General features: G+C 33.1%; 10 protein-coding genes. 9 read left to right on the forward strand and 1 reads right to left on the reverse strand.

What is annotated here, in order from left to right; genetic code table 11:
- Positions 1–4 precede the first annotated feature (4 nt).
- Both VDP25_RS16355 and queG read left to right on the forward strand, forming a co-directional pair.
- On the forward strand, positions 5–1,339 hold the full coding sequence (locus VDP25_RS16355) for a cytochrome P450 (RefSeq protein WP_334471566.1): 1,335 nt from the start codon (positions 5–7) through the stop codon (positions 1,337–1,339).
- Positions 1,339–2,265, forward strand: a complete 927-nt coding sequence (queG, locus tag VDP25_RS16360; protein ID WP_334471567.1) for a tRNA epoxyqueuosine(34) reductase QueG — start codon at positions 1,339–1,341, stop codon at positions 2,263–2,265. Before VDP25_RS16355 ends, queG begins: the two co-directional genes overlap by 1 nt.
- Positions 2,266–2,270: 5 nt before the next feature.
- Here queG and VDP25_RS16365 read toward each other — a convergent pair whose 3' ends face one another.
- A complete protein-coding gene (locus VDP25_RS16365; protein ID WP_334471568.1) occupies positions 2,271–4,604 on the reverse strand; it encodes a DUF5686 family protein in 2,334 nt (777 codons plus the stop codon).
- A 139-nt stretch (positions 4,605–4,743) separates the two neighbouring features.
- On the opposite strand from VDP25_RS16365, the gene VDP25_RS16370 reads away from it, so the two are divergent.
- The 7 genes from VDP25_RS16370 to VDP25_RS16400 all read left to right on the forward strand — a co-directional run bounded on the left by VDP25_RS16370 (position 4,744) and on the right by VDP25_RS16400 (position 17,562).
- Complete coding sequence (locus VDP25_RS16370) at positions 4,744–7,026, forward strand: NADP-dependent malic enzyme (protein WP_334471570.1); 2,283 nt, start codon at positions 4,744–4,746, stop codon at positions 7,024–7,026.
- A gap of 78 nt (positions 7,027–7,104) precedes the next feature.
- Complete coding sequence (gene ruvA, locus VDP25_RS16375; RefSeq protein WP_334471572.1) at positions 7,105–7,686, forward strand: Holliday junction branch migration protein RuvA; 582 nt, start codon at positions 7,105–7,107, stop codon at positions 7,684–7,686.
- Positions 7,686–15,056 carry a T9SS outer membrane translocon Sov/SprA gene (gene sov, locus VDP25_RS16380; RefSeq protein ID WP_334471574.1) on the forward strand — a complete coding sequence of 2,457 codons (7,371 nt, stop codon included), beginning with the start codon at positions 7,686–7,688 and terminating at the stop codon, positions 15,054–15,056. The genes ruvA and sov overlap by 1 nt, the downstream gene beginning before the upstream one ends.
- 58 nt (positions 15,057–15,114) lie before the next feature.
- On the forward strand, positions 15,115–15,495 hold the full coding sequence (gene gcvH, locus VDP25_RS16385) for a glycine cleavage system protein GcvH (RefSeq protein ID WP_334471576.1): 381 nt from the start codon (positions 15,115–15,117) through the stop codon (positions 15,493–15,495).
- A 49-nt stretch (positions 15,496–15,544) separates the two neighbouring features.
- Positions 15,545–15,850: a VanZ family protein gene (locus VDP25_RS16390; RefSeq protein ID WP_215927847.1), complete on the forward strand. Its 306-nt coding sequence runs from the start codon at positions 15,545–15,547 to the stop codon at positions 15,848–15,850.
- A 66-nt stretch (positions 15,851–15,916) separates the two neighbouring features.
- Positions 15,917–16,645 carry an energy transducer TonB gene (locus tag VDP25_RS16395; RefSeq protein WP_334471579.1) on the forward strand — a complete coding sequence of 243 codons (729 nt, stop codon included), beginning with the start codon at positions 15,917–15,919 and terminating at the stop codon, positions 16,643–16,645.
- A gap of 119 nt (positions 16,646–16,764) precedes the next feature.
- Complete coding sequence (locus VDP25_RS16400; protein ID WP_334471581.1) at positions 16,765–17,562, forward strand: energy transducer TonB; 798 nt, start codon at positions 16,765–16,767, stop codon at positions 17,560–17,562.
- The last annotated feature ends 89 nt before the right edge of the window (positions 17,563–17,651 follow it).

Here is a 17,651-nt window from a genome sequence, read left to right on the forward strand (position 1 = left end):
GCATATGAGTCTAAAACAAAATATACCCACGGTTCCTTTAAGTCGATTTATTAAACATTCATTAGAAATTTTAAAAAATCCACTGCCATTTCATCATAAAAATTTTGAGGAGCAAGGAGATGTTTTCAAGTTAAAAATTGGATTTAAAAACAGCGTTGTTTTTATTCGTGATGCTGCATTTGCCGAATATGTTCTTCAAAAGAATCAGAAGAACTATACCAAGTCTAAGATACAAACGGAAGATTTAGTGAAGTATGTTGGTAAAGGCTTGCTTACCTCAGAAGGAGAACATTGGAAAAAACAGCGTAAGCTCATTCAACCCGCTTTTCATAAAAAGCAGTTAGCAAATCTTTTAGAAAGTATTAAAAATGCAATTCTTTTAGAATACGGAAAAATCACATCGAATGAAGTGATAGATATCTTTCCTATTTTAAACGATTTGGCATTTCAAACGGTGGTGAAATCCTTGTTTAGCAGTGCCGCAAATCAAGAAGATATTAATCGTCTTCAATATATTACAGAACAGGCTCAAAAAATGTTGGTAAAAGAATTACGTCAACCATATTTGGGTTGGTGGTTTAATTTGAGTGGTGAAATTGAAAAACATATCGAACTCACCAACGAAGCACGTCAAATATTAAAACGCATTGTTAACGAACGAAGGGCTTCAAACATAAAAGCAGATGATTTGTTAGATATGCTTTTAGAGGCTAGGTACGACGATGGCAATGCTATGGAAGAAGAACAGCTCATTGATGAAATCTTGATTCTATTTACAGCAGGACACGAAACCACATCAAATGCACTTACATTTACGATGCAATTATTAGCATTGCATCCAGAATGGCAAGATAAAATTTATGAAGAACGTCTGGCATTAAAAAGTGAAAGCGATGACTTAATGGATTTGGTAACAAAGTCTAAAGTTTGCCAGCAGGTTTTAGAAGAAGCTATGCGATTGTATCCTCCAGCGTATTTTATAGATCGTGTAAATAAGGCACCAGATACTTTTAATGGGATGGATTTTGAAGCCGGATCTAACTTATTATTTTCGGTATACGAAATACATCGTCACCCTAAACTATGGGACCAACCTAATGAATTTTTACCAGAACGTTTTAATGAAGGTGGTCGTAAATTCTCATCACAATATTTTCCTTTTGGAGCTGGCCCACGAAAATGCATTGGTAATAATTTTGCGATGTTCGAAATGATCATTGCCGTTTCAGAGTTAGTTTCAAACTATAAAATGCATCCTGAGTTTAACACCATAGATATTACTCCTTTGATTACTTTAAAACCAAAGAATGCACTTTTAACGTTTGAAAAACGACACTAGTGATAAACAATGCTTCCAAATACAGTACAATCATTAAAGCTGAAGCAAAACGCCTTGGTTTTTTGTCTTGTGGTATTAGTAAGGCTGAATTTCTAGAAGCAGAAGCACCACGATTAGAAACTTGGCTAAATAAGAACATGAATGGTGAAATGCGTTACATGGAAAACCATTTCGATAAACGTTTAGATCCAACATTGCTTGTTGAAGGTTCAAAAAGTGTGGTATCTTTATTGTTGAATTATTACCCATCAGAAACTCAAACAGATGATTCATATAAATTGTCTAAATATGCTTATGGTAACGACTACCATCACGTCATAAAACATAAGCTAAAATCATTATTGTATTTTATTCAAGATGAAATAGGTGAGGTTGGTGGACGCGCTTTTGTAGATTCTGCACCAGTGCTAGATAAAGCTTGGGCAGCAAAATCGGGTTTGGGGTGGATAGGAAAGCACTCTAATCTATTAACCCAACAAGTCGGTTCGTTTTATTTTATAGCCGAATTAATTATCGATTTAGAGTTAGAATACGATTACGCCACAACAGACCATTGCGGTACATGTACCAAATGTATTGACGCCTGCCCAACCGAAGCCATTACAGAACCTTATGTGGTAGATGGTAGTAAGTGTATCTCGTATTTTACTATTGAACTCAAAGAAAACATTCCAACAGAATTTAAAGGCAAATTTGACGACTGGATGTTTGGTTGCGATATCTGCCAAGACGTTTGCCCTTGGAATCGTTTTTCTAAACCGCATAACGAGCCTTTATTTAATCCACATCCAGAATTATTAGATATGACCAAAAAGGATTGGGAAGAAATTACGGAAGATACGTTTAAAAAAGTGTTTCAGAAATCGGCTGTAAAGCGGACTAAATTTGCTGGTTTGGAACGGAATATTAGTTTTTTGAAGGATTAATTTTTTTACTTAAAAGTAAATCCAACGGAATATTTTAGAGCAAAATTATCACTAGACTTCTCAAGATTGTGATAACCATAGCGATAGAAAGCACCAAAGCCCATTCCTAAATAACCTAAATTCTGAAATGGTACCTTTATTAAATTATGAAGTTCTAAACCTGTTTCTAAAAATAAGTGGTTTTTAGTTTTAAATTCAATATTTTGGTGATATTCATTATGGTCTAAATCACCAATTCCCACATTATTATAAAGTAAAATATCAGGTTGAAAATAACCTTTATTATTAAATAGTCTTCCAAAATTATGAGTAATAAATAAGTGTGCATACCTATCGGATAAAAACTCATAAGGTGTTACTGTTTGAAAATAATTTTTAACCACAAAGGGTATTTGTCGGTCTAAAGTCCCTTCTCCGGTAAATAGTAATCCATAAGGTAATGCAGTATCTATATAGCCTAAATCGAGTCGATAAGTTGTTCGGCCAATACCTTTAGTCATAAAACTATGGTCTAACGTAAAACGCAGCTTGTTGTAACTAAAATTAGATTCAAAAGCACCTTCTAATCCTCTAGAATAAATAAGTTTTAAAACCGGAGCGTCATTAGCAAGTCTAGTTGTAGTACCAAAGGAATTAATTAGTTTTTCATTTACATGGTAACCAACACCAATGGTAACTTCAGAATTATTATAACCAGTTACCGAATTATTATTTTGAATAAATTGGTAGTTGTACAACGGATTTATTTTAGCAGTATTAAAACCCAAAAACCAGTTGATGTTTCTCAATAACTTCATGTCTGTTCTAATACTGTAAGATTCAATGGCATCCATTTGGCTCGCAATAATATTACGTGATACAAATGGATTGTTAACTCTGTTTCCAGAATAGGTACCAACCTCTCTAATGCTATTTTCATATTTTAGATTAAAAGAAATATCTTTTTTTCCAGGCACATCAATCTCTAATTCTCCTCCATATTTCCATGTATCATCTTTAAATCCATAACCAGCAAATGCACCTAAGGAAACATTTTTAAGAATGTCGTCATTAGTGTAAAAACCAGCACCTAATCTTGTGCCTTCATATTTATTAAACCTTATGATGTTTAGCAAGTCTATATCAACATATTTTAAAGGATATTTTCCTTCAAATAACTTTTGAGGAATTGATAAATATTTATCAAGCTTTATTTTGTCTCCAATACTATCAATCAGTGCATAGGTTCGCAGTTCGCGTTTGTCTAAAGCATCTTTTCTGTAATCATCCCAGTATTTTGAATCTCTTCCACCTACATTTTTAGGCAATGTGAGCGATACAAACGGAAAATCTTTCTTTTCTAATGTCGCATTTGGTGTAATTTCAGAAAGGTAACTTTTGCCAACATATTTAAAACTACCAAAACCTTGTCCCAAAATAATGACAAAATTCAACTGTTCAGGAAACCAATATTGATTATTTATAAATTTATATTTCTGTTGAATAGTAAAATCAATTTTTCCAGAGTTAAATGTAGAAGCATCGACGCTTTCAACTGCATATCTGTTAGAGTTGATGTAAAGTAACCCCTTTAAGCCTTCAAAATTTCTATTTGTCTTTGGTTCAAAAGAAATAACAAAAACTGTATCCTTACCTTTTAGGTACTCTTCTTTTAACCTGAATTTATATTTTTTTGTACTCCCTTTAGAAATCGGATTAAGGTAAGGCGTTTCAAAAAGTTCAATATGTTCATTATAAAATGAAAAAGGCTGAAATGCATTTGCCAGAACGGCAAAATTAGGATCTTTTAAACCAGATGTTCTTATCGCAATAATGCTATCTTCACTAAATCGTGGTTTTAAATATTTGTGTTTAGCGATGGTTTCTGTTATAAAAAAGTAAGAGTCCTTTAAAAATGTTTGAGTCTCCTTTAAGGAATCATTCATTGGTTTACTATCATCTACATCAACAATAATTTTATCGTAAGACTTGTAAGTGTAAGATTCTAAATTTTCCGGATTATTAATAGCTTTATTAGCAACTACATTTCTAATAATACGATGCGCTGGGTTTTCTCCATCGATAATAACTTCATCTAATTCGCTAAATTTTGATTTAAGTCTTATGATTTGAGAATTAATATCGTCTAGTTTTATTTCCTTTGTTTCATAACCAACATAGCTTATCGTTATTGTTTTGATGGTATTAGATACATAAAAAACTCCATCAATATCTGTAGACGTGCCTTTATTTTCTAATTCGCTAAAAAGCACATTTGCAAAAGGTATAACCTGTTCTGTTGTGTCATCAATAAGTATGAATTTTATATTAGTTTGAGTAAAAGCTTCAAAATTTATCAAAAGAAAAGTAAGTAGAAACAAGTACCTCATCATGTTACATCTGTTAGAAGTTACTAAATATCGGAATATTTTTTAGATCACTTGTTATTTATAACAAAGATTCAAAATCATTATCTTTGCGTCTTATTTCATTCAAATTATGAGCAAACAAAGTAAACGTATAGAAGCCCTATTATATCACGCAAAACCAACTCCTGGAAAGATAAAAGTAGTTCCAACTAAAAAATATGCCTCTCAGCGCGATTTGTCGTTGGCCTATTCTCCTGGTGTGGCAGAACCGTGTTTAGAAATTGCTAAAGACGTAGATAATGTATATAAATACACCGCTAAAGGCAATTTGGTTGCCGTTATCTCTAACGGAACAGCGGTTTTAGGTCTTGGAAATATAGGACCTGAAGCGTCTAAGCCTGTAATGGAAGGTAAAGGATTGTTGTTTAAAATATTTGCAGATATTGATGTTTTTGATATTGAAGTTAATACAGAAAACGTAGAAGAATTTATAGCTACTGTAAAGAATATTGCACCAACATTTGGAGGTATTAACCTTGAAGATATAAAAGCACCAGAAGCTTTTGAAATTGAACGTCGTTTAAAAGAAGAATTAGATATTCCTGTAATGCACGACGATCAGCATGGAACAGCAATTATTTCTGCAGCAGCATTAATTAATGCCATAGAGATTGCAAATAAAAATATTGAAGAAGTCAAAATTGTAGTTAGTGGAGCAGGAGCAGCTGCTATTTCTTGTACAAGATTGTACCAAGCCTTTGGTGCTAAGCGCGAAAATATTGTAATGCTAGATAGCAAAGGTGTTATTAGAGACGATAGAACTAATTTAACACCAGAAAAAGCTGAGTTTGCAACTCACCGTAGAATAGATACTTTAGATGAAGCTATGCAAAATGCAGATGTGTTTGTCGGTCTATCTCAGCCAGATATTGTAACGCCAGAGATGTTAAAATCTATGGCAGCAAACCCAATTGTGTTTGCTATGGCTAATCCTAATCCAGAAATAAAATACCAACTCGCAATAGATACTAGAGATGATATTATTATGGCAACAGGTCGTAGTGATCATCCTAACCAAGTTAATAATGTTCTAGGATTCCCTTTTATTTTTAGAGGAGCTCTAGATGTGAGAGCAACAAAGATTAACGAAGCTATGAAAATGGCAGCCGTTAAAGCTTTATCAGATTTAGCCAAAGAATCTGTTCCTGAACAGGTGAATATAGCTTATGCAGAAACAAAATTAACTTTTGGTAAAGAGTATATCATTCCAAAACCTTTTGATCCAAGACTAATAGCAGTAGTTCCACCAGCCGTTGCTAAAGCAGCAATGGAGAGTGGAGTCGCTAAAGAACCAATTGAAGATTGGGATCGCTATAAAAATTCATTATTAGAACGTCTAGGTTCAGATAATAAATTGGTACGTCTGCTATTAGGAAGAGCCAAAACAAATCCAAAACGTGTAGTTTTTGCAGAAGCTGACCAGCTTGATGTTTTAAAAGCAGCTCAAATAGCTTATGAAGAAGGGATTGCTCATCCAATTTTATTAGGACGTAAAGAGACTATCATCACATTGATGGAGGAAATTGAATTTGATGCCGATGTACCTATAATCGACCCAAAGTCAGATGAAGAGTTAGAACGCAAAAACCACTATGCAAAAGCTTATTGGAAAAAACGCAAACGTCAAGGTGTAACCATCTATTCTGCCGAAAAGAAAATGCGAGAACGTAACTATTTTGCAGCCATGATGGTTAATGTAGGAGATGCAGACGCATTAATTACGGGGTATTCACGTAATTATCCATCGGTAGTAAAGCCTATGCTAGAGTTAATTGGTATGGCAGATGGCGTAACAAGGGTTGCCACTACAAACCTAATGATGACGCAACGTGGTCCAATGTTTTTAAGTGATACATCAATTAATATAGATCCTACAGCACAAGATTTGGCTAAGATTGCACGTATGACAGCTAGAGTTACAAAAATGTTTGGTATAGAACCTGTAACGGCTATGATTTCATATTCTAATTTTGGATCTTCAGAAAATCCACGAGCAGAAAAAGTAAAAGAAGCCGTAGCTTATTTACATAAAGCTTACCCAGAAATGGTGGTAGATGGAGAATTACAAACCGATTTTGCTTTAAATGCTAAAATGCTTCAAGATATTTTTCCGTTTTCAAAATTAGCAGGTCGTAAAGTGAATACACTTATTTTTCCAAATTTGGATGCTGCAAATATTACTTATAAACTATTAAAAGAACTTAATAAATCAGAGTCTATTGGTCCGATTATGATGGGAATGCGAAAACCAGTGCATATTTTACAATTAGGAGCAAGTGTTGACGAAATTGTAAATATGACCGCTATTGCAGTTGTAGATGCTCAAGAACGAGAGCGAAGACAGCAGAAATAGACATTTTCTTAGTAGCTAATCTTGTCCTCTAAATGAAAATAATTTTATTACATTTGGTTTTTTAACTTTTCGTTATAAATGATTACACAGATAGAAGGCAAACTTGTTGAAAAAAATCCGACAGATGTTGTTATAGATTGCAATGGAGTAGGGTATTTTATTAATATATCGCTTCATACATTTTCTCAGATTCCAGATAAAGAACACTTAAGACTTTATACGTATCTTCAAGTTCGCGAAGATTCACACAGTCTTTATGGTTTTTCGTCTAAAACAGAACGTGAAATTTTTAAACTATTAATTTCTGTTAGTGGAATTGGAGCTAATATAGCACGTACAATGTTGTCGTCACTAACTCCAGACCAAGTTAAAGACGGTATTGCAGGAGGAGACGTAGCATTAATTCAAAGTGTAAAAGGAATTGGTGCAAAAACGGCTCAACGTGTTATCATAGACTTAAAGGATAAAGTGTTAAAAGTGTATGGTATAGACGAACTTTCTTTAAAGCCAAACAATACGCACAAAGATGAAGCGTTATCTGCTTTAGACGTTTTAGGATTTAATAAAAAACAATCCGAAAAAGTTGTTGATAGAATTTTACAAGCCCAACCAGAAGCCCTTGTAGAGCAAATTATTAAAGAAGCTCTTAAAAACTTATAATGCAATTGAATACTACTATCCATAAGCAACCACTTTCCATCCAATTTTATTGCGTATTAGCTTTTATGTTGCTAATAGGTAATTCAGTTTTAGCACAAGAAACGGAAACAGAAACAGAACAAGATTCAACTAAAACAACATACGCTTTAGGTAAGCTTAACATGCCTAACCCAAATAGTATTGTTGCAAAATATACTTACGATCCCATTTTAGATCGTTATATATACACTGAAAAAATAGGCGCGTTTAACATCAATTACCCATTAATTCTAACTCCAGATGAATTTCAAAAGCTGGTTTTACAAGAAAAATTAAAAGCCTATTACAAGAAAATGGCTGATGCTAAAGCTGGACAAAAAGAAGGTTCAGAAGAAGATCAAAAGAATTTATTACCAGAGTTTTATGTGAATTCAGGATTGTTTGAAACAATATTTGGTGGTAATACAATAAATGTAGTACCTCAAGGTTCGGTTGAAGTTGATTTAGGTGTGCTGTTTTCTAAACAAGATAATCCATCCTTTTCGCCAAGAAACAGAACTAACTTTACATTCGATTTTGATCAGAGAATTAGTTTAAGTTTATTAGGTAAAGTAGGAACGAGGCTTCAAGTAACAGCAAACTATGATACTGAAGCAACTTTCGATTTTCAACAAGTTGTAAAATTAGAATACACTCCAACAGAAGACGATATCATTAGAAAAATTGAAGTTGGTAACGTTAATATGCCATTAAATAGTTCTTTAATTACGGGCGCGCAAAGTTTATTTGGTGTTAAAACCGAATTGCAATTTGGTAAAACTAGAGTTACAGCAGTGTTTTCTGAGCAACAATCACAGTCAAAATCTGTAGTAGCAGAAGGAGGTGGTACTGTTGAAGAATTTGAATTTTTTGCAAGAGATTACGACGAAAACAGACACTTTTTCTTAGCACAATACTTTAGAGAAAACTACGATAAAGCCTTAAGACAATACCCTTTTATAGATAATCAAGGACTTCAAATAACAAGAGCAGAAGTATGGGTAACCAATAGAAATAACCAAACCGACAATGTTAGAAATATTGTTGCATTTCAAGATTTAGGTGAATCTACTATTGAAAACATAGGGCTTGACTCATATCCAGCGAATTTTGTAACCAATCCAGGAGCAAGACCTAACAATAAAAATAATGCGTTTGATCCAACAAATATAGGAGGCGCAGGTTCTTTTTTAACGGAAGCTGTTAGAAATATTACTAATGTAGAAAGTGGTGTAAATACAGTTAACGTAAATGAAGGTTTTGATTACGGTAAATTAGAATCTGCAAGAAAATTACAAGAAGGACAAGAGTATTTTTTAAATACCGAATTAGGGTATATCTCTTTAAATCAACGTTTACAAAATGATGAAGTTTTAGCAGTAGCATTTCAATATACAATTGGAGGACAAGTATATCAGGTAGGTGAATTTGCAAACGATGGTGTAGAGGCTACAGTAGTAGATGAAAATACCTCAGGAAATCAAGTTGTAAATAATCAAAGTTTAATCTTAAAAATGTTGAAAAGTGCAGTTACATCTGTAAATGAGCCAATTTGGGATTTAATGATGAAAAATATTTATGATACTGGAGCATTTCAACTCAGTCAAGAAGATTTTAAACTTAATATTTTTTATACAGAATCTTCAGCATTAAATTATATAAAACCAATAGATGAGACCACGTTTCCTCTCTTTGATAATAATACATCCAATATTCCTGATGATGATACTGTAATTGAAGAAACACCTTTAATTCGATTGTTTCATTTAGACCGATTAAACTTTAACAATGATCCACAAGAACGAGGAGATGGTTTCTTTGATTATGTAGAAGGAATTACTGTATTATCTCAGAACGGAAAAATTATTTTTACAAAAACAGAACCTTTTGGTCGTTATTTATTTGATGTATTAGATGATCCTTCAAACCCAGGAGATTATGACGCAGCAACCTATACCAATCCAAATCAAGAAAAATACGTTTACGATTTACTTTATAAGACCACAAAGACGCAAGCCTTAGATGAAGCTGAAAAGAATAAATTTCAAATAAAAGGACGTTTTAAAAGCAGTGGTGGAGATAGTGGTATTCCTATTGGTGCTTTTAATGTGCCAAGAGGTTCGGTTAGAGTAACTGCAGGTGGACGTCAACTTGTTGAGGGGGTTGATTATACAGTGAATTATCAATTAGGACGTGTAGAGATTTTAGATGAAGCTTTAAAAGCATCAAACACACCAATTAATGTTTCGGTTGAAAATAATGCCGTTTTTGGACAACAAACAAAACGTTTTACAGGAATTAATGTAGAGCACCAATTCAACGAAAACTTTGTTTTAGGTGCGACTTTATTAAATCTTAATGAACGACCAATAACACAAAAAGCCAATTTTAATTCAGAGCCTATTAATAATACCATTTTTGGTTTTAATGGAAATTACTCAACAGAAGTTCCATTTCTAACACGTATGGTAAATAAATTGCCAAATATAGATACAGATGTCCCTTCTAATTTGTCTTTAAGAGGTGAATTTGCTTACTTATTACCAGGAGCTTCAAATGGTGCAGATTTTAATGGAGAAGCCACCGCTTATATAGATGATTTTGAGGGTACACAAGGAGCCATAGATTTGTTAAGCCCTTTATCTTGGTCTTTATCTAGTAGGCCACTTACGGTTAATGGAGTAGATGAAAATGATCCAATTAATGATAAGAGAATTGAAAATGGTTTCGGAAGAGCACTTTTAAATTGGTACACCATTGATCCTATTTTCTATAGTAATCAACGTCCAGGTGGCATTACAGATGATGACATTTCAGATTTATATACACGTCGTGTTTTTATTGACGAAATTTTCAATCAAGATATTGTACAAGGACAAACATCAGTAATTAATACTTTAGATTTAGCATATTATCCTAGAGAACGTGGTCCTTATAACTTCGACCCAGCTGCAGCAGATAATGTGATAGATAATCCTGCCGATAGTTGGGCAGGTATAATGAGACCTATTACATCAACCGATTTTGAACAAGCTAATGTCGAATATATCGAATTTTGGGTGCAAGATCCCTTTTTAGACAACCCAACCAATTCTGGAGGTAAATTATTTATAAATCTTGGTAATATTTCGGAAGATGTTTTAAAAGATGGTAAAAAACAATATGAAAATGGTTTACCAGAAGATGGAGATGTTTCTACGTTAACACGAACGTCCTTTGGAGGTGTGGTACCACAAAATCAATCACTAATTTATACGTTTGGAACTACAGGAACAGAACGTGCAAATCAGGATGTTGGTTATGATGGATTTAATGATGCAGAAGAAATAGCTGAATTTGGAGGACAGTTTGGTGACGACCCTTCAAATGATAATTATACATACTATTTAAATACTGATGGAGACATTTTTGAACGTTACAAAAAGTACAATGGTTTAGAAGGAAATACACCAGATGTCTTTACAGATACCAATAGAGGGTCTACAACCCAGCCAGACGTAGAGGATATCAATAGAGATAATACCATGAATACTATTGATAGTTATTTTGAGTATGAATTGGATATTACACCTTCAAGTTTAAATATAGGTAACCCTTATATTAATGATATAAAACAAGGTTTTTCAGTAACACTACCTAATGGAGACGTAAGAAGTGATGTAAAATGGTATCAATTTAGAATTCCTATTAACGAAGAAACCAAGCGTGTTGGTGGTATTTCAGATATACGCTCTGTTCGTTTTGCACGTTTATATGTGTCAAATTTCACAGAAAAGACAGTTATGCGTTTCGCTTCTTTAGATTTAGTACGTAGTGATTGGAGACGTTATCAACTGCCTTTAGATGATGACTCTGTTGCAGATCATGAAAATGAACCAACTGAGTTTAGTGTAGGAGTTGTTAGTGTGCAAGATAATCCAAGTTATAAAACTCCTCCTGGAGTAACACAAGAAGAACTTAACAATAATAACAGTATAATTAGACAAAACGAACAGTCTTTAGTAATACAAGCTTGTGACTTAGAGCCTGCAGATTCTCGTGGTGTATTTAAAAATATTAATGTAGATATGCGTCAGTATAAAAAACTACGTATGTTTTTACATGCCAGAGCACAAGAAGGATCTCAGCTAGATTCTGGAGAATTAGTTGGTTTTATAAGAATGGGTAATGATTTTACACAAAATTATTATCAAATAGAAGTTCCTTTATTAAAATCTGCTAATTTAAGTGCAAATCCAACTGCTGAAGAAATCTGGCCAAGCCAGAATGAAATAAACATTCCTTTAGAGTTTTTACAAAAAATTAAAGCTCTTGGTATTTCTCAAGGGACTTTAAGTGACCCAGACCCTATGTTTTATAATGTTGTTGATGGAGTGTTAGATGAAAACGGATTTAACAATCCAGAAGAGATGCCTTATGATGATGTAGAGATAAATACAAGTCAACAACGTATTGCTATTAAAGGAAATCCAAATTTTGGAGACATTAGAGTATTAATGATTGGTGTTAAAAATGGCAACCTTGGCGATTCAATGGATAATGCTTGTGGCGAAGTTTGGTTTAACGAATTACGTATGTCTGACATGGACAATGAAGGCGGTTGGGCAGCTGTAGCTAGTATGGATACTCAAATTGCGGATTTTGCAAGTATTAGTGCCACAGGAAGACGAAGTACTATTGGTTTTGGTGGTGTTGAGCAAGGTCCAAGTGAACGTAGTTTAGAAGACGTTCAACAATACGATGTTGTGACAAACATACAACTAGGTCAATTATTACCCAAGAAATGGGGAGTGCAAATTCCGTTTAATTACGCACAAAGTGAAGAATTGGTAACACCAAAATTTGATCAATTTTATAATGATTTAACTTTAGAGTCGCGCTTAGATGCAGCAGATTCTAGATCAGAAGAAGACCGTATTAGAGAGCAATCTGAAGATTATACAAAACGACAGAGTATCAACTTTATTGGTGTAAGAAAACAAAAAACAGGAGATGCGAAAAAACGGTTTTATGATGTAGAAAATCTAACGTTTAATTACTCTTATAATAAGGTCCAACATCGCGATTTTGAAATCGAAAACGCTTTAGATCAAACCGTGAGAGCTGGAGCTAATTATAACTATTCTTTTGAGCCTTTAAAAGTAGAACCATTTAAGAAAAACGATTCCCTATTTACTGGTAAACATTGGAAGATATTAAAAGATTTTAATCTTAATTTATTACCATCTAATTTTTCAGTTAATACAGATATTAATAGACAGTTTAGCAAGCAAAAGTTTAGAGAAGTAGAATTAGGAGGCAATAATATAGGTATTGAAGAATTATTTAGAAGAAATTATACGTTCGATTTTCAATACGCTATCAATTATAACTTAACAGATGCGCTAAGTTTAAATTTCACAGCAGCTAATACTAATATTGTACGTAATTACTTTGTAGATGATCGTATTAATGGACTTCAAGATCCAGATCTTAATGTTTGGGATGGTTTCTTCGATTTTGGAGATCCAAACTTTCAAACACAACAGCTTCAAGTTAATTATGAATTGCCGTTGTATAAAATTCCAGCCTTAAGCTTTTTAAAAGCCACCTATGCTTATAATGGAGCATTTCAATGGCAAAAAGGATCAGATCTTAATGAAGGTTTACAAGTAGAAGATATAGATAATCCAGGGGTTTTTAATACATACAACCTAGGAAATTCAATTCAGAATTCTAACACACACAACATTAACTCTACCTTAAATATGGAAACCCTATACAAAACGTTAGGTTTGGTAAGAAAAGGGAAATCAAAAAGTGCAGGAAGAGGTAGGAGTACAGCAGCAAACAGACGTTCTATATCACCAAGTAACGCTGCTTCAGACAATGAAGATGGTAAAGATCCTAACAAGTTAAGTGTGGGGAAAAAGGCATATAATACTATGATTGATGTCGTTACCATGGTAAAACGTATTCAGTTTAACTATTCAGAAAATAATGGTACTTTCCTTCCTGGTTATATGCCAACACCTGGTTTTATTGGTACACTTAAGCCTACTGTAGGATATACTTTTGGAAGTCAAAGCGATATTAGAAGTTTGGCCGCTAGAAATGGTTGGTTAACAAATTTCCCAGATTTTAATCAGCAATATACAGAGGTGCAAAATAAAAGCTTAGACTATGCGGTTAATATTGAGCCTATGCGCGATTTAAAAATAGATTTAACCGGAAATAGAACTTACGCTGAAAATTATACTGAAAACTTTAGAGTTGAAGATTATTTAGATGCATCCGGAAATATTGTGGATGTGGAGAACGGTGAATTAGGAGATGGAATTAGAGATTACAGACCATTAACACCAAACACCTTTGGAAACTTTAACATTTCTACAGCTATAATAAAAACAGCGTTCAGTAAAAGTGACGAAAACCAATCTGCAGCCTTTGACGATTTTAGAGCTAATAGGCTAATTATAGCAAACAGACTAGCAAAACAAGCAGGAATAAATATTAATGATAGTGCAAATTTAGATGCAGAAGGTTATCCTTTAGGATTTGGTAAAAATAGTCAGCGTGTCTTATTACCAGCATTTTTATCAGCTTATCAAGGTACTAATCCAGAAAAGGTGAGTACTGATGCGTTTAGAGATATTCCAATTCCAAACTGGACATTAAAATATACAGGCCTAATGAAAATTCCATGGTTTAAGAAAACGTTTAGACGTTTCTCTGTTCAGCATGGCTATAGATCTAATTATACTATAAACCAGTTTAGAACTAATTTAGACTATGTTTCACCTAATTATAATTTTAGAGCAGATGAAGTTGAAAACACTGAAGCTGTTGATCAATCTGGGAATTTTAAAAATGAAATATTATTCAGTAATATTAACTTAGAAGAACAGTTTAGTCCTTTAATTCGTTTAGATTTTGAAATGAAAAATTCAATTAAAGTCTTAGCAGAAGTAAAAACAGATAGAACATTATCTCTAAGTTTTGATAATAACTTAATGACCGAAATTCAAGGTAAAGAATATACACTTGGTTTAGGATATCGTTTTAAGGATTTGAGAATTCGTTCGGCACTTGCAGGACCAAAACAAATTATTAAGAGCGATTTAAACATGCGAGCAGATATCTCAGTAAGAGATAATAAAACTATTATTAGATATTTAGATTTAGAGAATAATCAAATTACTGCAGGACAAACCATTTGGGGGTTAAAATATACCGCAGATTACGCCTTTAGCAAAAACTTAACGGCTATTTTCTATTTTGATTATTCGTTCTCAGATTTTGCAATTTCAACATCATTCCCACAAACATCTATAAGGTCTGGATTTACCTTAAGATATAATTTTGGTAATTAATGTTGAATGAAAGCAATTAAAAAATTACATTTGTTTCAATAATATTATACACATTAAAATGAATATACCATCAGAATTAAAGTACACTAAAGATCACGAATGGATTAAAATCGATGGCGATACAGCTATTATCGGTATTACAGACTTTGCACAAAGCGAATTAGGTGATATTGTTTATGTAGAAGTAGATACCTTAGACGAAACTTTAGATGCCGAAGAGGTTTTTGGTACCGTTGAAGCTGTAAAAACAGTTTCAGATTTATTTTTACCGTTATCTGGCGAAATCGTAGAATTTAACGAAGGTTTAGAAGATCAACCAGAAAACGTAAATACAGATCCTTATGGAGACGGTTGGATGATTAAATTAAAATTCTCAGACGCTTCACAAATAGAGAACTTATTATCTGCAGAAGATTATAAAGCACTTATAAGTGGTTAAAAAAATGCTTTTGTTAGTGTCAATTGCTTATACGTTGACATTAATTATTATGAGTTTAATCAGTTTAAATGGAGTACCTAGTTTGGGGTTTTCATTTGATGATAAAATTTATCATATCTTAGCCTACTTAGGTTTGGCTTTTTTATGGGTATTTTATTTTAAACCCTTTAAAGCAAAATACATTCCTTTTATAATTGTCTTAGCAGCAGCTTTTTTAGGGTTTATATTAGAATTGTTGCAATATCTCTTAAATCCAAACAGAACTTATGAGACTTATGATATGGTTGCCAATAGTATAGGAGCTATTTTTGGTACGTTAATTGCGAGTCAATTAAATATATATAAGTTAAAATAACATAAAGCCTTGTTTTTTTTACTATTATTTAGTTAAATTAGCAACGTTATAATAAACAAAAACACTATGGAACTTAAAAAGAATCCGAAATCAGATGTAAGTCGTAATAGCTCATTATACTTTGCTGTTGGTCTTGCCTTAATGCTAGGTATTACCTATATGGCAATCAATTATAAAACGTATGATCCATCTGGTGTTGTTGCAGACTCACTTAATTTAGATGATGAATTAGAAGAGGAAGTACCAATTACAGAACAAATAGTTACACCTCCACCACCACCTCCACCACCACCAGCTGCGCCAGAAATTATTGAAGTTGTTGAAGATGAAGTAGAAGTAGAGGAAACAGTTATAGAATCTACAGAAACAGAAATGGAAACAGAAATTGTTGAAGTTGAAGAGGTAGAAGTTGTAGAGGTTGAAGAAGATTTAGAGGTACCATTCTCAGTTATTGAAAATGTGGCTGTTTTTCCTGGCTGTGAAAAGAAAAAAGGGAATGCAGCTAAAAAAGCCTGTATGAATGAAAAGGTCAATAAATTTATCGGTAAAAAGTTTAATACAGATTTAGCTGGTGATTTAGGTTTACCTCCAGGTAAAAAAAGAATCTTTGTGCAGTTTAAAGTAGATAAATCAGGTAATATAACTAGTATCGGTGCTCGTGGTCCGCATCCAGGATTAGAGAAAGAAGCAAAGCGTGTTATTAGTTTGTTGCCTAAAATGCAACCAGGGAAACAAAGAGGTAAGCCAGTGGTAATGCCATTCTCTATACCAATTGTATTCCAAGTACAAGACTAAGTAGTAGATAAAATACTATCAAATATAAAAATCCCGTTCAAAATTAATTGGACGGGATTTTCGTTTTGGTATGCTTATTGTGACTTTTACATAATATTAACATTTAAATCATAGATATTATGAAAAATTCTAAAAAAGACTTCGGTACTGCTGGTCAGAGCACTACTGAAGCAAAGAAGTCACAAAAGCATGAGGCAAATTTACAAAAAAATTCAACCCTTTATTTCCAAATAGGGCTGATACTTTGTTTGCTAGGAACCTATGCACTTTTTGAAATGCAGTTTCAAGAAAAGAAATTTAATCTTGTAGAAGATACGGCCAAAGCAGAGCCTATTTCTATAGATTATGTAGAGCCTTTTATTGTAGAGGTTGTAGAGCCCAAAGCTCCTGAACCTGCACCAACCGAAGATTTAACTGATGTGTACAAGGAAGTAGAAGATGACACTCCAGTTGTAGAAACTATTATTAAAACACCAGAAGAACCAAAGGTAACAGATCAACCAATAGTAAATATTGAAGATATTCATACTAGTGATGATGACCCTGTAGATGAGGTTTTTGTTCCATTTGCTTTAATTGAAAAAGTACCAGTGTATCCAGGGTGCGAAAGAAAGAAAACAAATAGTGAGCGAAAAAAATGTATGTCGGATAAAATATCAAAGTTAGTCGGTAGCAAATTCAATACAGATATTGGATCTGATTATGGTATTTCTGGAAGACAAAAAATTACAACACAATTTACCATAGATAAAAATGGTAACGTTACCGATGTTAAAATAAGAGGGCCACATCACGCTTTAGAAAGTGAAGCAAAACGTGTAATCAATAAAATTCCAAAAATGCAACCTGGTTTACAACGCCAAGTTCCTGTAGGTGTTATCTATACATTGCCTATAGTTTTTGATGCTAGAAATTAGTAAAACAAGTTGTTAGTAATATGTTATAGCCGTTATTCTTAGAATAACGGTTTTTTTATACGGCATTTGGTTTCTAGGTTACTAAAAAA

It is taken from the genome of Winogradskyella sp. ECml5-4 (assembly GCF_036903175.1).
Classification (GTDB): domain Bacteria; phylum Bacteroidota; class Bacteroidia; order Flavobacteriales; family Flavobacteriaceae; genus Winogradskyella; species Winogradskyella damuponensis.